Source organism: Reyranella sp. (assembly GCF_965228225.1).
In the GTDB taxonomy this organism is placed as follows: domain Bacteria; phylum Pseudomonadota; class Alphaproteobacteria; order Reyranellales; family Reyranellaceae; genus Reyranella.
Genome location: NZ_OZ245801.1, coordinates 1848230 through 1869712, shown reverse-complemented (window position 1 = coordinate 1869712; position 21483 = coordinate 1848230). Strand labels below are relative to the sequence as shown.

At 60.8% G+C, this 21483-nt stretch carries 19 protein-coding genes; 1 reads left to right on the top strand and 18 read right to left on the bottom strand.

Annotated elements, in window-relative coordinates; genetic code table 11:
• Window positions 1–44 precede the first annotated feature (44 nt).
• From ACO07K_RS08930 to ACO07K_RS08900, 7 genes are all read right to left on the bottom strand, one after another.
• Window positions 45–2111 (bottom strand): heavy metal translocating P-type ATPase, encoded by a 2067-nt coding sequence (locus tag ACO07K_RS08930; RefSeq protein ID WP_422035571.1) that lies wholly within the window; start codon window positions 2109–2111, stop codon window positions 45–47.
• Window positions 2112–2120: 9 nt separating this feature from the next.
• Complete coding sequence (locus tag ACO07K_RS08925) at window positions 2121–2489, bottom strand: hypothetical protein (protein WP_422035570.1); 369 nt, start codon at window positions 2487–2489, stop codon at window positions 2121–2123.
• The gene (locus ACO07K_RS08920) at window positions 2486–3793 is read right to left on the bottom strand and encodes an adenylate/guanylate cyclase domain-containing protein (protein ID WP_422035568.1); all 1308 of its coding nucleotides are present in this window, start codon (window positions 3791–3793) and stop codon (window positions 2486–2488) included. Before ACO07K_RS08920 ends, ACO07K_RS08925 begins: the two co-directional genes overlap by 4 nt.
• Window positions 3794–3905: 112 nt before the next feature.
• Entirely contained in the window at window positions 3906–4277 is a 372-nt protein-coding gene (locus ACO07K_RS08915; protein ID WP_422035567.1) for a hypothetical protein, read from the bottom strand.
• Window positions 4274–7465, bottom strand: coding sequence for an efflux RND transporter permease subunit (locus ACO07K_RS08910; RefSeq protein WP_422035566.1), 3192 nt, complete (start codon window positions 7463–7465; stop codon window positions 4274–4276). Before ACO07K_RS08910 ends, ACO07K_RS08915 begins: the two co-directional genes overlap by 4 nt.
• Window positions 7466–7498: 33 nt before the next feature.
• Window positions 7499–8479, bottom strand: a complete 981-nt coding sequence (gene ihpB, locus ACO07K_RS08905; RefSeq protein ID WP_422035565.1) for a divalent metal ion exporter adaptor subunit IhpB — start codon at window positions 8477–8479, stop codon at window positions 7499–7501.
• Window positions 8479–9765 (bottom strand): TolC family protein, encoded by a 1287-nt coding sequence (locus ACO07K_RS08900; RefSeq protein ID WP_422035564.1) that lies wholly within the window; start codon window positions 9763–9765, stop codon window positions 8479–8481. Before ACO07K_RS08900 ends, ihpB begins: the two co-directional genes overlap by 1 nt.
• 1148 nt (window positions 9766–10913) lie before the next feature.
• Between ACO07K_RS08900 and ACO07K_RS08895 the strand changes: the two genes are divergently transcribed.
• Window positions 10914–11822, top strand: coding sequence for a LysR family transcriptional regulator (locus tag ACO07K_RS08895; RefSeq protein ID WP_422035563.1), 909 nt, complete (start codon window positions 10914–10916; stop codon window positions 11820–11822).
• 12 nt (window positions 11823–11834) lie between these two features.
• Here the strand turns inward: ACO07K_RS08895 and ACO07K_RS08890 are convergent, their stop codons facing one another.
• The 11 genes from ACO07K_RS08890 to ACO07K_RS08840 all read right to left on the bottom strand — a co-directional run bounded on the left by ACO07K_RS08890 (window position 11835) and on the right by ACO07K_RS08840 (window position 21478).
• Window positions 11835–12062: a DUF2274 domain-containing protein gene (locus ACO07K_RS08890; protein WP_422035562.1), complete on the bottom strand. Its 228-nt coding sequence runs from the start codon at window positions 12060–12062 to the stop codon at window positions 11835–11837.
• 9 nt (window positions 12063–12071) lie between these two features.
• Window positions 12072–13241, bottom strand: coding sequence for a TrbI/VirB10 family protein (locus ACO07K_RS08885; RefSeq protein WP_422035561.1), 1170 nt, complete (start codon window positions 13239–13241; stop codon window positions 12072–12074).
• Window positions 13238–14194 carry a P-type conjugative transfer protein TrbG gene (gene trbG, locus ACO07K_RS08880; RefSeq protein WP_422035560.1) on the bottom strand — a complete coding sequence of 319 codons (957 nt, stop codon included), beginning with the start codon at window positions 14192–14194 and terminating at the stop codon, window positions 13238–13240. The genes ACO07K_RS08885 and trbG overlap by 4 nt, the downstream gene beginning before the upstream one ends.
• Window positions 14191–14874, bottom strand: a complete 684-nt coding sequence (gene trbF, locus ACO07K_RS08875; RefSeq protein WP_422035559.1) for a conjugal transfer protein TrbF — start codon at window positions 14872–14874, stop codon at window positions 14191–14193. The genes trbG and trbF overlap by 4 nt, the downstream gene beginning before the upstream one ends.
• The gene (gene trbL / locus ACO07K_RS08870; RefSeq protein ID WP_422035558.1) at window positions 14874–16121 is read right to left on the bottom strand and encodes a P-type conjugative transfer protein TrbL; all 1248 of its coding nucleotides are present in this window, start codon (window positions 16119–16121) and stop codon (window positions 14874–14876) included. The genes trbF and trbL overlap by 1 nt, the downstream gene beginning before the upstream one ends.
• 40 nt (window positions 16122–16161) lie before the next feature.
• Window positions 16162–16896: a P-type conjugative transfer protein TrbJ gene (gene trbJ, locus ACO07K_RS08865; protein WP_422036646.1), complete on the bottom strand. Its 735-nt coding sequence runs from the start codon at window positions 16894–16896 to the stop codon at window positions 16162–16164.
• Window positions 16896–19334, bottom strand: coding sequence for a conjugal transfer protein TrbE (trbE, locus tag ACO07K_RS08860; RefSeq protein ID WP_422035557.1), 2439 nt, complete (start codon window positions 19332–19334; stop codon window positions 16896–16898). Before trbE ends, trbJ begins: the two co-directional genes overlap by 1 nt.
• 10 nt (window positions 19335–19344) lie before the next feature.
• Window positions 19345–19608, bottom strand: a complete 264-nt coding sequence (locus ACO07K_RS08855) for a VirB3 family type IV secretion system protein (protein ID WP_422035556.1) — start codon at window positions 19606–19608, stop codon at window positions 19345–19347.
• Window positions 19608–19934: a TrbC/VirB2 family protein gene (locus ACO07K_RS08850; RefSeq protein ID WP_422035555.1), complete on the bottom strand. Its 327-nt coding sequence runs from the start codon at window positions 19932–19934 to the stop codon at window positions 19608–19610. Before ACO07K_RS08850 ends, ACO07K_RS08855 begins: the two co-directional genes overlap by 1 nt.
• Window positions 19931–20899 (bottom strand): P-type conjugative transfer ATPase TrbB, encoded by a 969-nt coding sequence (trbB, locus tag ACO07K_RS08845; protein ID WP_422035554.1) that lies wholly within the window; start codon window positions 20897–20899, stop codon window positions 19931–19933. Before trbB ends, ACO07K_RS08850 begins: the two co-directional genes overlap by 4 nt.
• Window positions 20900–21037: 138 nt before the next feature.
• Window positions 21038–21478 carry a CopG family transcriptional regulator gene (locus tag ACO07K_RS08840; RefSeq protein ID WP_422035553.1) on the bottom strand — a complete coding sequence of 147 codons (441 nt, stop codon included), beginning with the start codon at window positions 21476–21478 and terminating at the stop codon, window positions 21038–21040.
• Between the last annotated feature and the right edge of the window lie 5 nt (window positions 21479–21483).

Genomic DNA, 21483 nt, shown 5'->3' with positions numbered 1-21483 from the left:
TCTCGGAGTAATCGGGATTGGGTAGATCTCGCGAACGCGTTCGTTCATGTACTTCCACTCTTGTAGGCTAGGATCCTCAGTGCGTTGAAGACGACGACAAGAGTTGAGCCTTCGTGCACGATCACGGCCGGCCCTATACCCAGCCCAAAGATGGTGGCTGGAACGAGCAGAACCACGACACCAAGGCTCAGTACGATGTTCTGGAATATGATCGATCGCGTGTGACGGCTCAGAGCAACGGCGAACGGAAGATGCTCTAGTTTATCAGCCATCAGTGCGATATCCGCAGTTTCCAGCGCCACGTCCGACCCAGCGGCTCCCATTGCGATACCAACAGATGCGGTAGCCATCGCTGGCGCGTCGTTAACACCGTCGCCGACCATGGCTACTATCTTGGCCTCATCGCGCAGCTGCCGAATCGTCGTGACCTTGTCTTCGGGCATCAAGTCGCCTCGGGCCTCGTCAAGTCCCACTTCTTGTGCGACTGCGTTGGCGACCTTCTGATGATCACCGGACAACATGACCATCCGCGTGATGCCAAGAGCGCGCAGACGCTTAAGCATCTCCTTGGCCCCTTCTCGAGGCGTATCGATCAGGCCGATTACGCCCAAATCCCTCTGGCCCCATTTAACAGCCATCGTTGTCCGGCCCGCCTCGCGAAGCCGAGCGACTGCCTTCAGTGCGCTTTCTCCCAACGAAGGAATGCTGTCCTGGCCGAACATTTCGGCTTTCCCGATCCAAACCGGTTCATCGCCCAGAGTAGCCATTACGCCGCGACCGGTAAGGCTCTTCAGGTCGTCAACTCGTCTAAGCTCTCGAGTACCCAGGCGTTGCTTCCCGTCGCGAACTATCGCCTGAGCTAGAGGATGGTCACTGGCCTGTTCCACGGCGACGGCCACTTCAAGCAACTCGAGTTCCGTAACGCCCTCGACCGGCGCTACGTCGACGATTTGGGGACGTCCCTCAGTGAGAGTTCCGGTCTTGTCGAAAGCCATTACCTGAACAGCTCCCAACGCTTCCAGAGGAGCTCCGCCTTTAATAAGCACACCTCCTCGAGCCGCGCGGGCCACTCCAGAAAGAACAGCACTTGGCGTGGCGATTGCCAGAGCGCAGGGACTCGCTGCCACGAGTACAGCCATGGATCGATAGAGTGTGGAACTGAACGGCTCGTCGATAAACACCCCCGCAAAGAGCAATAACACTGCAAGCGTTAAGACGACCGGTACGAAATGCTTTTGGAACTGGTCAGTAAAACGTTGAGTGGGCGATTTTTGCGCTTCAGCCTCACTCACCATCTTCACGACTCTTGCCAGAACGGAATCGTTCGATCGACGCGTGACTTCGATCTCAATCTGGCCCGCACCGTTGATAGTCCCTGCGTAGACTCGAGAGGCAGCATCAACAATTTCTGGACGGTTTCGCGCCTCGCTAATGTCTGTGACTGCCCTCTTATCAACCGGAATGCTTTCGCCAGTAACCGGCGCTTGATTGACGCTCGACTCTCCCTTCATGACAAAGCCGTCCGCCGGTAGGCGTTCGTTGGGCCGAACGAGTACGATGTCACCAACAACTAGTTGATCAACAGATACATCGGTGTCCTTACCATCCCGTCGAACGGTAGCTGTCTGAGGCGCTAGCTTAGCGAGTGCCTCGATTGCTTGCGTTGCACGCCCCATCGCAAAATGCTCGAGCGAATGCCCCAAGCTGAACAGAAACAGGAGCAACGCGCCCTCTACCCACGCTCCCAGTATCGCAGCACCAGCGGCTGCCACGAGCATTAGGGTATCAATCTCGAACTTGCCTTGCCGAATGTTGTCCGTAGCTTCACGCACGGTAAAGAAACCGCCGGCTGCATAAGCGCCGACATAAAGCGCTAGCGGTACCCAGGTCGGAGTTGTCGGGAAAAGCTTCTCAAGGGCGAAACCTACAGACAATAAAGCTCCGCAACCCAAGGAGAAGATGAGCTCTGTGTGCTTGCCGAATGGGCCGCCATGAGCATGGGAATGATCCCCCTCCCCTTGCCGGGTGTGATCCTTCCGGTCGGCGCCGCGGCTTTCGCCATCAGAGTGCGAATGCGCATTGCCGTCGTGCTGTCCGTGGGATCCAGACATCAAAGGCTCCTAGTACTCGACGCTGCCGGTCATGCCGGTGGGAGTCGTGAGGTAAAGCTTGACCGCCGAATAGGGACGCAAGAATGCCTTCCCATTACCCGTCAGCTTGAATGGCTCCTCTGCCCGTAACTGGAGGAGCTCGTGGTTGCGTCCTGAGACAATGCTCACGGTTATATTGAAATCCCGAACATCCAAGGGGGTGTTGTCTGTTGAGTATACGTAGACGGTCACTTCCATCTCCCCGACGAGCAACTCAACCTGTACTCCAGCGACTTCCTGGAGTTTGCCACCGTGTGGACCACCAACAACGTCGCTGCGCTGGGCGCCAGATGTTCCACCCCAGAACATCATTGCCGCGATCAGAAGTAGCGTTTTCATAGATTAATTCCTTTTCGTCCCGATCCCCGGACTTCCCTTTCATTTTTGCGAGGCAGGTAAGTGATGCGCTTTCGGCCTGCCCGGCCTTCGAGTTCTGTATCGTCCGCATGCCGCCATTGCGTGGCATGTTCTCTTCCGGCCGCTGAAACCGCCTCGCACGAGGCAACGATGGATGCCCCCAACGTCTTGCAAAGTCGCTCCAAGCGTTGAGCGACGTTCACAGCGTCACCGATAAGGGTAAATTCGTCGTGTGAGCCACTATGGAGAACGCCTCCGATCGCGACGCCAAAGTGAAGGCCGATGCCGGCGTCTGGCGCGGCCTCGCCGCGCCGACGCCGCGCTTCCCTCCACTCCCGAAGCGTTGATTCGAGATGAAGAGCACAATCCACAGCGCGCGTGGCGTCGTCCACGGCAGCTTTGGGCTGCCCGAAGGCAGCCATGACTCCGTCACCGATGAATTTGTCAATCATTCCGCCGTGAGCAAACACCTCTCGCGTAATCAACTCACGGAACTCAGCAAGAAGTTTCGCGAGCTCCTCTAGCGAGATGTCTTCGCTGAGACGAGTAAACGAACGTAGATCGACGAACATCACGGCGACTTGCCGTCGGCTGAGCGGGAGCCTTGTTTCACTGGCCTGGAGCTCGTTTAGAACAGCGGGCGAGAAGAAGCGGCTAAGGTTTGCTCGACGCCGCTCCGCAATAACCGCACTCCTTAAGAGGACGTTGTGATCATGAGCAAGTAGGGCGCAAACGAGCGCCGAAAATCCGAACGCCGCTGCTAACGCTCCCTCGGTCATGAATGAAGACCAGTCCAGCGCGTGTGTGGGACCCTTCCCTAGATGCGCCTCCACAGCCACCACAAGCAGGGTCAGCCAGCCCAAGACAACCAGCCCGGAAAACAGGAGGACCATAATTGGACGGAGTCGCATTGCGACGTGCGTCAACAACACAAAGCCGATTGCCAGCGAAGGCGCTGTCAGGTCGTGATCAAGCTCCTTTCCCGGCGCAAAAAGATGCTCGTGGAAGAGAACGACAACCAGTAGCGCATCGAATGTGACAAACGCCCATGCCAGCCACGCGGGACCACGCCTCAATTCAGCCAGTGCAAGCGCAGTGATGGTTGTCAGCCCGTAAACGATCACGACATTGTTGTGAATGATAATGCTGGCGTGCCGAGTAGCGAGGCCAAGGTTGACGACTAGGATGGCGAGCGCGACCAGGCGCAGCCATGCAGACCGCCGCTCTTGATGCCATCGCCGCTCCGTAGCGCCTAAGACTGGATCGCGTAGTACGATATTCAGCATTGATCGGACCGAAGTCCCTTCCGCTGCGCATCTCGATAAGAGCTGCGACGGCAACTCGAAAAGATGCCGGTTGCGGCAGCCGGCATAGGGCCGGCTGCCGCTTCAACCGAGATTAGAACTTGGCCTGGCCGGACTTGCCGGCCGCGTTCTTCAACACCAGAGTTACCTGAGCCGCGGCGGGAATATCTGCTTTGGCAGCTCCCTTGAGCGAGCTGTCGCCTTCCACCGCGAGCTGCACCGTCTCTCGCGTCGCCCCAGACACGATCAAGACTGAACCGCTGAAGCCCTTGGCCGATGTGGGCTTATTTGCTTCATCAACCAGGTTGATGGTCACAACGTTGCCCGAAATCAACAGTTCGGCATGCACGCCGGCTACGTCCTGCATTTTCCCGCCGTTCGGGCCTTTCGCGTTGTCGTGGCTATGTTGCGCTACGGCAGCGCCGGCCCATACCAACGCAATCACAGTAATCATAAACGCCTTCATGTTGTCTCCTCTTGTTGAACGGTTTTGTCTCGATGAAACAGCGCGTAGAGCGCCGGAAGCACCACGAGCGTCAGAATCGTCGAAGAAATGATTCCGCCGATGACGACGGTGGCCAGCGGCCGCTGTACCTCCGCCCCTGCGCCAGTGGCGACCGCCATTGGGACGAAGCCCAGTGAAGCGACAAGCGCTGTCATGAGGACCGGCCTAAGCCGTTTCATCGCACCTTCAAGAACTGCCTCGCGAACTTGCTTCCCCTCTGCGCGCAGTTCCTGAATGAAAGTTATGATCACGAGCCCGTTGAGCACGGCTACGCCTGATAGCGCGATGAATCCTACACCCGCACTGATCGATAGTGGGATATCGCGAAGGACTAGTGCCGCGACACCCCCCGTCAAGGCCAAAGGCACACCGCTAAACACAAGAAGGGCATCGCTCACCGAACCCAGACTCATACACAGCAGGACGAAGATCAGAAGCAAGGCAACTGGGACGACAATTGCAAGCCGCTGTGTTGCCGCCACAAGCTGCTCGAACTGGCCACCCCAGCCAACCCAGTAGCCGGCCGGCAGTTTGACCTGCTCCGACACTCGCCGTTGGACCTCGGTTACGAACGACCCTAGGTCCCGGTCTCGCACATTGGCCGAGACGACCACGCGGCGCTTGCCATTCTCGCGGCTAATCTGGTTGGGGCCGGGCGCTGCCTCGACTGATGCAACCGCAGAGAGGGGTATATAGGGTGCGGCAACACCGATCCCCGTCTGCACGATGCGGCCGGTGCCATTCTCCTTCGCTCCCGCCTGGGCGGCGGGCAAAGGAATCGGCAATGAGGACAGCGCATCGATATCGACCCGGAGGTGTTCCGGAAGGCGAATGACGATGTCGAAGCGGCGGTCGCCCTCGAAGATCAGGCCGGCCTCCTTGCCACCGACAGCTATCTCGACGACTTCCTGGAGCTCCGCCAAGCTGATTCCATAACGCGCGAGCGCAGTACGGTTTGGCTTTACCGTCAGCATCGGCAGACCACTAACCTGTTCTGTCTTGACGTCGGCAGCTCCGGGCACGGCCTGCACGACTTGCTGAACCTTGCCTGCGATCTGAAGCAGCGTGTCGAGGTCGTCCCCAAAGATTTTGATACCGAGATCGCTACGAACGCCCGAGATCAGCTCGTTGAACCGCATCTGAATAGGTTGCGTGAACTCGTAGTTGTTACCCGGTATCTGCTCCACGCGTTTCTCGATTGCAGCCACCAGATCGGCCTTTGAACGGTTTGGATCGGGCCACTCACTCCGCGGCTTCAGCATGATGAAGTTGTCGGCTACGTTCGGCGGCATTGGGTCAGTCGCCACCTCCGCGGTGCCGATTTTTGCGGCGATTTCCTTCACTTCTGGGAATTCAAGAACCGCCTTCTCCAATGCCTCCTGCATCTGCACCGACTGGGAGAGACTTGTACCGGGGATCCGCATGGCGTGCATGGCGATATCCCCTTCGTCGAGTGAAGGAATGAACTCGCCACCCATGCGCGAGGCCGCCACGCCCGCTACCCCGACCAGCAACACAGCCAAGCAGACGATGACGTAACGCAAGCGGATTGCGTGTTCCAGGACCGGTGCATATATTCGCGCCGCGCCGCGCATGAAGAAGTTTTCCTTCTCCGCCACCTTACCCGTTACCAGCAATGCAACGGCTGCCGGCACGAGCGTCATTGAAAGAATCGCCGCACCCAGGAGCGCCACGAGCACTGTCAGCGCCATAGGAGTGAACATTTTTCCTTCGACGCCTGTTAGCGTAAGGATCGGCAAATAGACGACACCAATAATCAATGTGCCAAATAGGCTGGGCTTAATAACCTGCTGCGCACCCGCGAGAATAGTCGCGAAGCGCTCCTCCCGATTCAGGACTCGACCCCGCTTGTGCTGCTCCTCCGCCAACAGTCGCAGGCAGTTCTCGACAACAATAACTGCACCGTCGACGATGATTCCGAAATCGATCGCGCCAAGACTCATCAGGTTCGCGCTGATATGATTCTCGACCATTCCGGTAATGGTGAAGAGCATCGAGAGCGGAATGACGCAGGCGGTCACGAAAGCCGCACGGAAATTGCCAAGAATCAGGAACAAGACGACGACGACCAGCAACGCGCCTTCCAGAAGATTCTTCTCGACAGTCCAAACTGTCGCCTCAACCAGCTTGGTACGGTCGTAGATAGCGCGCGCTATGACACCATCAGGGAGAGAGCGCCCTATTTCCTCGAGTTTCTTGGCTACACGCTGCGCGACTGTGCGGCTGTTATCGCCGATCAGCAGCATAGTTGTGCCGATTACGGTCTCTTTGCCGTTAAGAGTGGCGGCACCCGTGCGGAGATCCGTTCCCTCTTTGACTTCCGCAACGTCGCTAATGCGCAGTGGCACTCCTGCCCGTGAGCTAATGACGATATCGCGAATCTCGGGCAGCGTGTTTACCTGGCCGGGTGTACGCACCAGATATTGCTCCCCATTGCGCTCGATGTAGCCCGCGCCGACATTGGCGTTGTGCGTCATCAGCGCGGCCATAACGTCACGGAAAGTAAGCTTGTATGCCATTAGTTTGGCCGGATCGGGCAGAACGTGGAATTGCTTCTCGTAGCCGCCGATCGTGTTGACTTCGACTATGCCGGGGACCGTGCGAAGCTGGGGCTTGATAATCCAATCCTGAATGGTTCTTAGGTCTGTCGCCGAATAGGCCTCTCCGTCGGGCTTCTTCGCACCTGGTTTCGCTTCGACGGCATACATGTAGATCTCGCCCAGACCCGTGGAGACCGGTCCCATCGAGGTCTCAATGCCAGGTGGAAGCTGCTCCTTTGCCTGTTGGATGCGCTCGTTGACGAGCTGGCGAGCGAAGTAGATGTCGGTACCGTCCTTGAAAACGACCGTCACCTGACTCAATCCGTACCGGGAGAGAGAGCGGGTGTATTCGAGCTTGGGCAGGCCGCCCATGGCCGTCTCGAGCGGGAACGTGATGCGCTGTTCAACCTCAAGCGGCGAATAGCCCGGGGCCACCGTATTGACCTGGACCTGCACGTTGGTGATGTCGGGAACCGCGTCGATCGGAAGTCGCGTGAAGTTCCACGCGCCGAGCGCACCCATGGCGATGGCTGCCATGATTACGAGCCAGCGATTGGCGATGGAGAAAGCAAGAATCTGATTAATCATATCTGGCTCCCGCTGCTCACCACTGCGTTGCGCTTAATGCTCATGCGATGCACTGCTCTTGCCGATTTCGGCCTTCACGACGAAGCTGTTCCTGGCCGCGTAGGTGTCGCCCGCCACCATGCCGAATGTCACAGCTACCCAATCCGCGTCGCGACTGCCGAGCTCAACCTCCCGGGCTTCGAACTTTTCGCCATCACGCACGAATACGACTGTCTTGCCCTCCAATGTCTGCAGCGCGGTGATGCTAATCGCCACGTCGACAGGACGTGCAGAGAGTACGACCCGTCCATCGACGTAAAGGCCTGGCCGCAGCCGTCCATTGTTGGGCACAATTGCGCGTGCGATCGCGGATTGCGTGTCACTGGCGCCAATCGGCGACAGGTAGTCGATCTTGGCTTCGATAGGGGGCCCGCCGTCTTCAGCGTCGATTGATACGGGGTCGCCAAGGCGAACCTTGGAGAAGTCTCGACGATAGACCGCAAAGTCGATCCACATGCTCGACAAGTCCGCGATCGTGAAGATCGGCTTCGCTTCAGACGCGAACTCTCCGAGAGTGCCGTCACGATCGATGATCGTGCCGTCAATCGGAGCCTTCAGTTCGTACGTAGTCAGGGACTGATTGCTCTCGATCGTCGCCAGCACTTCGTCCTTCTTGACCTTGTCACCCAGCCGCTTGCGCATGCTGCGAATGACACCCGGAAAGCGGGGCGTCACTTTCACTATGGTTTCCTGGTTCGGCTGGATCACGCCGTTTAGACGCAGAGTTTCGCGTAACTCTCGTGGCCCAGCCGTGAGTAGCTCAATCCCTGCTGCGGCGATCTGCGCTTCGCTTAGTTTTACGCCCTCGCCGTGCCCGTCTTCTTTCTCTTTTTCTTCGTTGCCGCCCTTCGCTTGTGAGCTCTTGGCGCTATTCGCTGACTTTGGATCGAAGACGTAATAGGCCGATCCGGCTACAGCCGCGGCACAGACAACAGCCACCACAAGGTAACCCAGGATTCTAATTGCGCGTTTCATCATCGTGCTCGCACCAGGTTGATCGGGCTGGAGGTGAGACCCTCAATCGTGGCCACTGCGGTGTGGAAACCGGCCAAGGCCTCGTGTTCCATAAGTTCCGCATCCGCGACCGTGCGATAGGCATCGAGGATTTCAAGCAGAGTGAAGCGTCCTTGGCCGTAGCCTTCCTCGATTATCTTCATCGTCTGCCGAGCGGCCGGGAGGATCGACTTCCGAATGAGGTCAAGCTGTTGGAGCTGGCTGTTGGCCGTATCGTGTGCCTTGGCGACAACTACCAAGAGGTTCAGCCGGTTAACGGCGCGCTCCGCTTGAACTTTCTGGGCGTTCTCCTGTGCTTCCCGGATGCCGCCCCGATTACGGTCCATCACTGGAAACGGCATCGAGACTCCAAGACGGATCGCACTCTCGCCGTTGTCGGAGTAGTAGCGCCAGCCGAGGCTCGCAGTGACGTCGGGAATGGGTTTCAATCGCGCGACAAGCAGCTCACCGTCTCGTTGGGCGCGGATCGCAGTCCATCGCATCAGCTGCGGATTATCGTCGATGGCCTTTATCAGTGTGTCGAGAGCTGCCGGCCGGACAATGCGACCGAAATCACCAGATACAGATGTGAAGTCAGGGGTGTCGCGCCCCATCAGCGCCGCTAGATCACGCCGGGCAACGGCAAGGGACAAGCGCGCACGCTCGCGTTCGAGCCGCGCCATACCGACGGCGGCCTGCGTACGCGAGACCTCGAAGGGTGAGGACGCGCCCGCCTCGACACGACGCTGCATGAGCGGCACCAATTTTTCGAGAGCAGTGGCTTGCCGGTCGAGGATCCCAATCCGTCGCTGAACTGAGAGCGCCTCGACAAAGGCAATCGTCGTCTCTGACAGGAGTTCTAGGCGAGCCGCTTCACGCTCCCAGCGCATAGCGTCGTAATCGCCCAAGGCCGCGGAAACGCGCGCGTCGCGCTTGCCTCCAAGCTCTATGAGCTGGCTAAGCATTAGCGTTGTCTCTGCGCCACCAACGTTGGTGCTGTTGCTTGGCGAAAAGTTGTCGATCTCAAAGCCAATTGTCGGATTGGGGAGCTTGTTTGCCTGCTGCCGCCGCCCGTCGGCCATACCGATATTTCGGTCAGCTACCTCGATACGTGGGCTGGCGTTAGCCGCCTGCTGCAGCGCCTGGCGAAGCGTGAGTACCGCGTTACCTTGCCGCTGTTGTTGCTGCACAGCGTTTTGTGACGACGCCGGCGCCGCCTGCACGACGATGCACGTCGCGAACAGCGCTCCTACGACACGGATTTTCATAACTGATCCCAAGAACTCAAACGTCAGCGTACCGAGCCTAGGATTAGGCGCAGTGGGCGATACGGTTCGGGATCAAGCCTTGGGGGGTGGCGCGATGAGACGGTGGGAGTAAACCGATACGCGCATCAGACGCCCAGCGGGCACCTCTGATGCTGTTACCGCGGCAACATAGTCAGCTGCCGAAACCTCAACGAAAGAAACTACCGAGCAACTGTGGCAAACCTCCGCGAGCCTTGGCGAATCAGGGCCTTGACCTTCTTGTGGATTTGAAACGATGGTTTGGCTCGGCGGCTGGCTCACCAATTGAAATTCGGTGACCACGTGCAAGATGCCAGCGAGCGCCAAGGAGACAACACATAGCACTCGAACGAGGTTTTTGCCCCGCTTGAGTACAAGAGTCACTCGATTGAACACTGCGTGCATCTGCTTCACTTATCGCCTGACATGGCTAGGTTATACAATCACGGGACCAAGGGCGCGGCATCCCGCCTCAGGCAGAACCTAAGGCTCTCTCCATGGAGCTTTCAGCAAGGTTCCAGATAAGGCGGCTTGCAGATCGGAGGCACTGGCCCCAACCCGTCCTCCATAATCCAGAATAGGTCAATTCGATCTGGGAAGTCTTTCCGAGCACGCACAGCCACGCCCCCGAGAATCTTTCGGTGGTCCGAAGAGGTAAGGATCACCGTACCGGGGGGCAGCTTCCGACATCCTATGCTTGCAAGCTGAGTGTCCGTCATTCCCTCTTCGGTCATGCCAAGATTATCCACCGAATAGCAAGCTATGACAGGAACCATAGTCCTTTTCGGACCATCCGGAGGCGCCGCCTGCGCAGCAATATCGTTTGGCAGCGCCACGATCGTAGCTAGGAGTAGCGAGCGAAGGCTTCTGTCCATGCGATTGATACCCTCACCTACAGCGCACAACGCTCGTCTATGCGGCTCGAATCTCAGCAGCGGACTAAACCACAACGAGCCGCTTTGTCGATTCGTTCCCTTGAAAGCAAGAAAGTGCGCTGCCGAATTTCAGCTCGGCAGATTACACAGATGTGTGCTGGTGGAAATCACTAGGCGAAGCTTTGCCCCTTAAGAGCGACGCAGCGAGCCGTGGCCGCTACCGAGACCAATACTTAGCAACCGAATGGCCGAGCTATGAACCTAGATCTTAGTTCGTTGCGCAGCGTAATTGCTGCTGCCGAACATGGAAGTTTCCGACAGGCAGCGACAGTGCTTAACTTGAAGCAATCCGCTCTCAGTCGCCGCATTCGCCATCTCGAGGAGCAAATCGGCGTCTCTCTGTTTGAACGCTCAAGCGGCGGCGTGCGCCTCACACCAGCCGGCGAGAGCATGGCACATGCCGCTCGCCGTTTGTTCGATGAAATAGACGACATGGTTACGGCTTCGCGTTTGGCCGACCGCGGAGAAGCAGGCTTGCTCAAAGCAGGATTCTGTACGTCTGTATCGACCAGCAAGCTGCGTGTGCTGCTTGCAGAACACATCAAGGCGTTTCCGGACATCAGTCTGCATGTTAGCGAACGATCACGGGCTCAACTGATAACCGCGATCGTCTCCGGCGACCTGGATGTAGTCATCATCCCGGGACAGGCGCGGCAACATAGCGGACCTTCGATGTCGCTCTGGTCGGAGCGCATTGTTGTTGCGGTATCGACGAAGCACCCGCTATCAAACAGCGAAGTCATCGACTGGAGCGATCTCAAGGACGAGACCTTCCTCCTCAGCCAACGTGATCCTGGATCTGATTTACGCAACATAATCCTGAAGAAGCTCTCGTCGCCAGGTGATGGCCCCACTGTCGAGACCTGGGATGTAAGCAATGAAAACGTCCTGGGAATGGTCGAAGCTGGCCTCCATGTTAGCGTTCACTGCGAATCATGGACGAGTCTTGCCTATCCCGGCGTGCGCTTTCGCGAAGTACGCGATGCATCGGGCCCGAGCCATATCACCTTTACGGCGTGCTGGGAGGAGCACAACAAGAACCCTGCGTTGGCACGGTTCCTCGAGTCCCTCCGCAAGACGCATCATCCAACCCTCCTGCCCTAACGTCTCGTTGGTTTAGGTGGAAGCCTTCGCAGAGCGGCGTGCCTTGGCGAAAGCGCGGTCGGTTGCCATGAAACGAGCGAGCATGGGTCCTACCAGCTTCGCCGCGTCGATCTCCTGACCGGTCTCCCGGCTGAGCACCTCGGCGTAAACAGTGAGGTCGCGATGGATTGCTGCTGCCAGATCCACCGATAACTTTACCGGCTTCTCGTCCAGGATCGCCCCGAGACGCAGTTTCGACATCGCTTTCTCCTATCCCCGATAGGGCTGAAGCACGAGATCGCGGGTGACGATCACGCGTATCGGATAGCCGGGCCGGATCGTCAGAGTCGGCTGGATATTGAGATTGCGCCGAACGACCTGTTGCCCCGCCTGGTTCAAGGTGTCGCCGGCTCCGCGGCGCAACGCTCGTACGATGTCGCTATCGTTCTGGTCAGCTCCTACCTCAGTCCCGACCGCGAGGAGTGTTGAAAGTAGCGCTGCCTTGAACAGAGCTCCCCAGTGATGATCGACACCGTCTTCCAGCCCGGCTTGGCCAGTTGAGTCCGCTCCAGGCTGACGCTCCAGTACGATCGAAAGGCCGTTGGGCAAGATCAAGCGCGTCCAGACCAAGAGGAGGCGCGACTGCCCAAACGTAACCTGACTATCGTAGACTCCGATCAGCCGGGCTCCTTGAGGAATGAGAAGCGACCCACCGGTCGGCGTATCATAGACGTTCTCCGTTACTTGGGCGGAGATTTGCCCGGGAAGATCCGACCGCAGTCCTGTGATCAGTGCTGCCGGGATAACGGCACCCGCCTGCAGCACGTAGGGCGAGGTGGGGCGCGCCAATCGATCGGGACTTGTCGTACGACGATCGACAGGCGCGTTCAGGAAGGCAAGCTTTCGCTCCTGCCCATTCTGGATAGATGCTTCATCCGCGGACTGCGCGATTGCAGCTGCCGATCCCTGAGAAGCGCTCGAACCGGCGCCCACGGTCTGTGGCTGACGGTTGCCGGGCGCAAATAGGCGGCTGACACGGGCGGCTTCCGCCTCTTGCGCCCGTCGTTGCGAGTCGGCATCCGGTGCCGTCGGCCCGGTCGGGCTTTGAGCCGCGACAATCGGCCGACCGAGATCGCCGGGCAGAGCCGGACCGAGCGCCGGCACATCACGGGGCAGTCCTGCGTAATCGCGGGGCAATCCGGCGAGGCCATCTGCGATGCGTGGCCGGTCAGTGGAGTAGAGCTCCTGAGGTAAGGCCCCGCGGAGCCGGTCACCCTGGAGGGCCCACAGCGCGGCACCGCCGATCAGGAGCAACGCAAGCGCCGAGCCGCCGATCAGGACGTTGCGGGAGAGGCGCGTCACGCGCGGGACGTCAGGCCGCAGCCTGAAAGATCGTGCGACGGCCGGTATCGGCGGAGCCGAATTCGACTGCTCCGTCATCTTGACGCCCTGCCGTCGGTGCGAACGATGCGGACGGTCTGCTGGTTCTCGCCACCCAGCCGAAGTTCGGCCGCGGCGAACAAGCGATCCACAATCATCACATTCTCTTGGGTGCGGTAATTGACGATTTCCGGCGTGCCCTCCGGGCCGATGACGAAGAGGGGCGGCATCTCGCCCTGCACGATCCCGCGTGAGAATTCGATGTAGACCTTTCGGCCATCGTCATACGCGGTAACGGGCCTCCAAGGCGGCTTGTCCCCGTCTATCCCATACCGATAACGGCGTTCTGCTGCCTCGGGCAGAACAGGTGACGGCGGCAAGGCGCGAAGGCCATTGCCCCGGCGCTCCGGATAAAACCAGGCTACCGAGGGCATGTAGGGCCGCTCGTGCGCGCGCAGCTCGATGAGATAGGTACGGCGGTCGGTGTTGACGACGAGGTTGGTCTCGATCGCGGGCCGGGTCGGTTTGACCAGGATGTGCACACGCTTGGTATCGCCATTGCCGCTTTCAGTATCGCCAATGATCCAGCGCACCGTATCGCCAGCGGCGACCGGCCCCGCGCCAGTGAGCTGCTCCCCCGGCTCCAGGGCGATGTCGGTAATTTGTCCAGGTGCGACGTAGACTTGATAGAGCGCCCCCGGGCTGTAGGGAAACACCTGAACGGCATTGAAATACCCTTCGCGGCGCGGCTCGATCCGGGCGGCGCCGTTGGCGGCCTCGACACGGGCAACGGGATCCTTTGTTTCCCCTGCTCCACCGCGCGCCGGAGTCCAAGCTGGCGGAACGTGCAGAGGGCGTGGTCGATCTTCAGCAGGCACTGACGACTCGGGAAGCGGCGGAACGGTGTCGTCGTAGCTGATCTGCGGCGGCTTGTTCGACGCGCAGCCCCCGGCGGCCAGGAGAGAGATTAAGAGCGTCGACCGCAGATACGCTTTTCTTCCTGCCTTTCTCATTGTGAGAGCTCCTTCGACCAGTTGATCGCATTTACAAAGACGCCGAGCGGATTCTTTCGCAGACGATCGGCATCGCGCGGGGGCTCGATGACGATGGTGACAATGGCGGTCCAGCGCTCCGTCCCGGCTAGCTGACCGTTCTCGTACCGACGCTCGGTCCACGCGACGCGGAAGCTCTCCGGCGATGCCCTGATGACGCTCGAGACCTCGACGGAGATCTGCATCTTGCCGAGCTTGGCAAATGGATCGTTGCGGCGCGCATAGTCGTTGAGCGCGGCCGCGCCGCGATCAGTCGTGAACTCATACGCGCGCAGCCAGACCTGTCGCAAAACCACAGCATCGGACGGCAAGCCGCGTACATCCTCGATGAAGCGCGCCAAGTGAAAGGCTATCTGCGGATCGGTCGGCCTGAACGAGGCGTCGGCCGGCGCGATCGCCTGCGCCTGACCAAGCTTGTCGACCTGAACAACCCAAGGTGTGACCGTTCCGCGCGCGGCTTGCCAGGCCAAGGCACCCGCTAAACCGGCCGCCAGCGCCAGGCAGCCGAATGCCATCAGACGCCAGTTTCGAGCCTGGACCCGCGCCGACCCGATTCGCTCATCCCAGACCTGTCCAGCCTTCTGGTAGGGCGTTTCGGGTGCCGGGGTGTGGCCGTAGCGCACGGAAGAACGCTTGAACATCAACGGCTCCCTTCAGAGAGATCAATGGACGATCCGCCGCCGCCGTGATCGCCGGAGCGGACAGCATGCGTCACGGCTGAGGCGCCATGACTTGCGGACTGGCTGCGGCGCATGCGCCGTGCCCAGGCAGGTTGTTCGTCACGCGGCGCGGGTGCGGTCCCCTCCTCAGCGCCGCCTCCCGACGCGGCGCGTCCGCCCGCCGCGAAACCGCTGCTGACACTCGACCCTGCTCGGCGCAGCGGGCTGGCGGCGGCAGAAGCCCCTGTTACGGCCACACCGGACAGGCCGCCGGCGCGGTAGGCGGCCGTTGCGCCACCAGCGACCGCCGCGGCGCCGCGCGCCGCACCCGCTGCGGCGCTCGCGCCCCCTGCGGCAAGAGCGCCTGCCGCAACGCCCAGTCCGCCGGCCGCCAGCCCTGTCGCCACAGCGGCGCCAGCCCCAAGTTGCGGACCGCCTGAGACGATGCCGTTGGCAATGCCAGGCCCGAAGATGCCCAAGCCCAGCAATGCCAGCGCGGCGAGCACCAGAGCCATGGCGTCCTCGATAGAAGGCTGTGCGCCACCAGATCCCGCAGTGAACTGTGAGAACAGCGTTGAGCCAATGCCGACGATGACCGCCAGTACCAGGACCTTCACCCCAGAGGAGACGACATTCCCCAGGACGCGCTCGGCCAAGAACGCGGTCTTGCTGAAAAGCCCGAAGGGGATCAGCACGAAACCCGCCAGCGTCGTGAGCTTGAATTCGATCAGGGTGATGAAGAGCTGGATGGCCAGGATGAAAAAGGCGAGCAGCACCACGACCCAGGCAAACAGCAGGACCGCGATCTGGATGAAGTTCTCGAAGAAGCTGACAAAGCCCATGAGACCCGAGATCGAGTCGAGGATCGGCCTGCCGGCATCGAGACCAACCTGGGCGACCCGTCCCGGACGCAGGAAATCCGCCGCCGACAGACCGGTGCCAGAGGCCTTCAGGCCAAGGCCCGCAAAGCTGTCAAAGACGATGCGGGCGAGGCTGTTCCAGTTCCCGATCAGGAAGGCGAAGACTCCGACAAACAACGTCTTCTTGACGAGTCGCGCGACTACATCCTCGTCCCTCCCCCATGCCCAGAACAGTCCGGCCAAGGTCAAGTCGATAGCGACCAATGTGGCCGCAAGGAAACCGACCTCGCTGCCCAACAACCCAAAACCGCTGTCGATGTAGCTGGTAAAGACTTCGAGGAACCGGTCGATAACGCCTGTACCGCCCATCGGCTTCTACTCCACGCTCTTTGCCCACGAGGTCGCGTTCTCACTCATGGAACATGCGAACCGTTGAAGGCCGATAGCCCTGGTTGGAGGTGAGAAAGCGCCGGAGCTGCTCCCGCCCCTGATCCTGCGCGGCAACACGCGCGGCCGCCTCAAGGTTCTGGGCCCGGCCTTGCGCAGCAATGGTGGCCGTCAGATCGCTCAACTGCTGCGCTTGAAGTGCCAGAAGCTGATTGCCGGCCTGGGCCGCTTCGAGTGCCCCGGCTGCGCTCTGGCTCGCATCTACGAGAGCCGACATCTCGGTGCGAATGGTGTCTAAATTGCCAACCACCGCCGCCTGGGTGCGCAACGCGTCCTGCAAGCCGGCCACAGAGTTCTGCCAGCGCGCCTGCGCATTGGCGATCAACGCATGGTCCGATTGATTCGCTGACGCGGGTGCATAAGTCGTCGAGAACGCCTGATCGATCTGCTGGACGTCATAAGCGATGTTCTGTGCTTGCCCCAGCAACTGCCGGGTCCGGCCGATCGACTGCTGCAGCTCCTGCAGCGAGGAGTATGGCAGGCCGGTGAGGTGACGCGCCTGATTGATCAGCATCTGCGCTTCGTTCTGCAACGAAAGAATCTGATTATTGACCTGCTGCAAGGTGCGCGCAGCCGTCAGAAGGTTCTGCGAATAATTGCTGGGATCGAACACGGTCATCTGTGCGACAGCCGGCAGTCCACTGCCCCCTGTGACGACGACGATGGCAAGCGTGACGCCGAAACGACGGATAGACATCATGATACGGCTCCTGCGTTAAGGTCGGGAACGAGATCGGCGGCCCAGACCGCCCCTCGGGCTACAAGCCAGCCGGTAACGAAGTTCTCGCGGCCATGTTCGGCGAGAACGCGTTCGATCAGCGCCTGGTCGGACTTTGAGGACGCCGCCGTCAGGGCGAGCGCCAGCTCGCCGAGACCGAGTTCGAACAGACGATTGCCGCGGCGTGACTGGCAGTAATAGTCGCGCTTGGGTGTCGCCCTTGCGAGAATCTCGATCTGCCGGTCATTGAGGCCAAAACGACGATAGATGCCCGTGATCTGCGGCTCGATCGCCCGCTCATTCGGCAGGAAGAGTCTTGTCGGACAACTCTCGATGATGGCCGGGGCGATGGAAGATCCGTCGATGTCCGAGAGCGATTGTGTGGCAAAGACGACCGAGGCGTTCTTCTTGCGCATTGTCTTCAGCCATTCGCGCAGCTGACCGGCAAACCCCTCATCGTCGAGGGCAAGCCAGCCTTCGTCTACGATGAGAAGGGTCGGACGCCCATCGAGGCGGGCCTCGATACGATGGAAGAGATAGGCAAGCACAGCAGAGGCCGCTCCCGTACCGATCAGACCCTCGGTCTCGAACACTTGGACAAGGCTTTCGCCCAGCCGCTCAGCCTCGGCGTCGAGCAGGCGTCCGAAAGATCCGCCAAGGCAGTACGGCAGCAGCGCCCGCTTGAGCGCCGTCGACTGCAGCAGCACCGACAGTCCCGTCAGCGTACGCTCACCCAACGGCGCCGACGCCAGAGACCCAAGGGCCGACCAGAGATGATCCTTTACCTCCGGCGTGATCACGATCTTCTCGCGGGCCAGGAGCGCCGAGATCCATTCCGCCGCCCAACCGCGCTCCGCCAGGTCATCGATGAGCGCGAGCGGCTGTAGGGCCACAGGGGTGGACGCATCCTCGGTGAGCGCGCCGCCCAGATCGTGCCAGTCGCCGCCCATTGCGAGCGCAGCCGCGCGAATCGACCCGCCAAAATCGAAAGCAAAGACCTGCGCTCCGGCATAGCGCCGGAACTGCAACGCCATCAGTGCCAGCAGGACCGATTTGCCGGCGCCGGTCGGACCGACCACAAGCGTGTGGCCGACGTCTCCGACGTGAAGCGAAAATCGGAATGGTGTCGCGCCTTCGGTCCGTCCGAAGAACAGCGGAGGACCCTCAAAATGCTCATCGCGCGCCGGCCCTGCCCAGACTGCTGAGAGCGGAATCATGTGCGAGAGGTTGAGCGTCGAGACTGGCGGCTGGCGGACATTGGCGTAGACGTGGCCGGGAACAGCACCCAACCAGGCATCGACCGCATTGACCGTCTCGACCATGCAGGTGAAGTCGCGCCCCTGGATCACCTTCTCGACCAGACGCAGCCTTTCGTCGGCGATTCGCGGGTCTTCATCCCAAACGGTGATCGTCACCGTGCAATAGGCCGCGCCGACCGCATCGGAGCCCAGCTCCTGCAAGGCAGCATCGGCATCGATGGCTTTGTTGTGAGCGTCCGTATCGAGGAGCGTCGATGCCTCGTTCGTCATCACCTCCTTGAGGATGGCGACGATCGACTTCCTCTTGGCGAACCACTGACGGCGGATCCGGGTCAGCAGCCTGGTGGCGTCGGTCTTGTCGAGCATGATCGCACGTGTCGACCAGCGATAGGCGAAGGCCAGGCGGTTTAGCTCATCCAGGATCCCCGGCGTGGTCGCTGCTGGAAAGCCCACGATGGTGAGCACGCGCAGATGGGCAGATCCAAGCCTCGGCTCGAGCCCCCCGGTCAAGGGTTGATCGGCGAGCAGAGCGTCGAGATACATCGGGACATCAGGGACACCCACCCTCTGCCGCCGGGTCGAGATGCAGGAATGCAGGTAGGTCAGGGTCTCGGCATCGTCGAGCCAGCGGCTCTCGGGCATGAACCCGTCGAGCAGTTTCAGAACGCGGTCCGTCCGGTCGACAAAGTCCGCAAGAATCTCACGCGCGTCGGCCCCTTCGTTGCGCGAGCGACCTTCGTAGAGGAAACGCCCGGCGCCCGCGGTTTCCCACGCCGGCGGCAAGTACAGGAACGTGAGGAAATAGGCTGACTCGTAGTGCACCCCTTCCTCCTCGAAAGCCGCCCTCCGCTCGGCATCGACCAGGGTGGAAGCAGCATCTGGGAAGCTGCTTTCCGGATAGGTGCTGGATGGCAGCCGCTGGGCCTCGACGAAGATCGCCCAGCCGGAGCCCAAGCGACGCAACGCATTGTTGAGGCGTCCAGCGACGCCGACGAGTTCCGCTGGAACCGCGGAATCGAGATCGGGTCCCCGGAAATGCGCACTGCGTTGGAAGGATCCGTCCTTGTTGAGAACGACGCCGGGAGCGACCAGCGCTGCCCACGGCAGAAAGTCGGCGAGACGCGTGGCCGAGTTGCGATATTCGGCGAGGTTCATCATGCCATGGTCCTCACACGCCAAGCCGAGCGGGGATGCGAAGGTGGCGACGCACCACCTCGACGAAGAGCGGATCGCGTCGGGCGGCCCAGACGGCCACGCCATGGCCGATCAGCCAAAGGAGAAATCCGGCAATCCACAGGCGGAGGCCTAGGCCCACGGCGGCCGCCAGAGTGCCATTGAGAATGGCGATCGATCGCGGCGCGCCGCCGAGCAATATCGGCTCAGTCAGGGCGCGGTGAAGCGGCACCACAAATCCGGGAACGGGCTCGGTCATCAGACCAAGACTCCGCCGCCGAAGGAAAAGAACGACAGGAAGAAGCTCGACGCGGCAAAAGCAATCGAGATGCCGAACACGATCTGAATCAGCCGCCGGAACCCGCCCGACGTATCGCCAAAGGCCAGGGTAAGGCCGGTGACGATGATGATGATTACGGCGACGATCTTGGCCACCGGACCTTCTACCGATTGCAGGACCTGCTGCAGCGGCTGTTCCCAGGGCATGCTGGAACCCGCCGCGTAGGCCGCGGACGAGTACGCCAGCAGACTTGAAGAGAGGACGGCGGTCGCGGCGACGGCACGCCGTAGAGCGAAGGGCATCATTGAAGGTCTCCTGCGGGTGAAAGTACGTAGTCCGAGTCAGCGCCAAGGCCGTCCACGCGGGCGAGTTCGGTCAGACGCCGTGCATCCCCGCGCCCCGACAGCACTGCGATCAGATCGATCGTCTCGGCGACCAGCGCGCGCGGTACGGTGACCACGGCTTCCTGAATGAGCTGCTCGAGGCGCCGCAGAGCGCCACGCGCCGTTCCGGCGTGAATGGTGCCGATGCCGCCCGGATGGCCCGTCCCCCAGGCCTTGAGGAGATCGAGGGCTTCCGCGCCGCGTACCTCGCCGATCGGGATACGATCAGGCCGCAGCCGCAGCGAGGAGCGCACCAAGTCGGACAGCGAGGCCACGCCATCTTTGGTGCGCAACGCCACAAGGTTGGCGGCGCGGCATTGCAGCTCGCGCGTATCCTCAATCATCACGACACGGTCGGATGTCTTGGCAACTTCGGCCAGCAACGCGTTGACCAGGGTCGTCTTGCCAGTCGAGGTTCCCCCGGCGACGAGGATATTCAGCCGATCCGCAACGGCCTGCCGGAGCATGTTCGCCTCGCCCTTGGTCATGATCCCCGCCGCGGCATAGTCCTCGAGAGTGAAGACCGCGACCGCAGGCTTGCGGATCGCGAATGAAGGCGCTGCGACGACCGGGGGCAGGAGTCCTTCGAAGCGCTCCCCCGTCTCCGGCAGCTCCGCCGATACGCGGGGGCTGCGGGCATGGACCTCGGCCCCGACATGATGAGCCACGAGCCGGACGATGCGCTCGCCTTCGGCAGGGTTGAGATGCTCCTCAGTCTCAACCAAACCGCTCGACAGCTTGTCGATCCAAAGCCGCCCGTCGGGATTGAGCATCACCTCAACGATGGATGGATCTTCGAGCCAGGCCGCGATTGCAGGCCCCAAGGCGGTACGCAGCATGCGCGCCCCGCGAGAGATCACCTCAGCCTGGAAGGAATGGACGCTCATCGTCACCCCGATTGCCTGACCGCGAGCAGCGGTCGTTGAATGGGGTCGATTAAAAAGAGGAGGAAATGGGTCCGCGCAACAAGCTCGAAGGGGGCGTAGTGCCGTGGCGTACAAAGGCAGGGGGTCGGCGGCGGGGCTTCAAGACCGATGGCTTTCCTCCTCCGTGGCTTCATCTGCAGAGGCGAGGTCGTGAGAGAGCTCACTGGCGAGGGTCCGGCCTTTAGCCAGCCGACGGCCGAGCGCCGCGACATAACCCTCATAACGTTCCCGACCCTTGGCCTGCGCCGCCGCCTGCGCCGCATCGGGCAATGGCGGCGTCGCCGTCAGCCAGAAGCGCACGAAGAGAGCCAGCGCCTCGTTGGAGATCACGACGTTCCGCTCCAACCGCTCGACCTGGCGGACCAGTCGGTCCAACCGGCGGCCGAGCGCCCCTTCCAACCTTTCGGAACTATCCGGCGACAGGAAGGATGCAAGGGCGGTTTCCACGATTAGCGCCTGCGGCACTCCCTTGCGGGAGGCGTAGTCAGCGAGCTTCAACGCCAGAACGGGCGGCAGACGGAACGTATGCTTGGTGCGCATTCCTC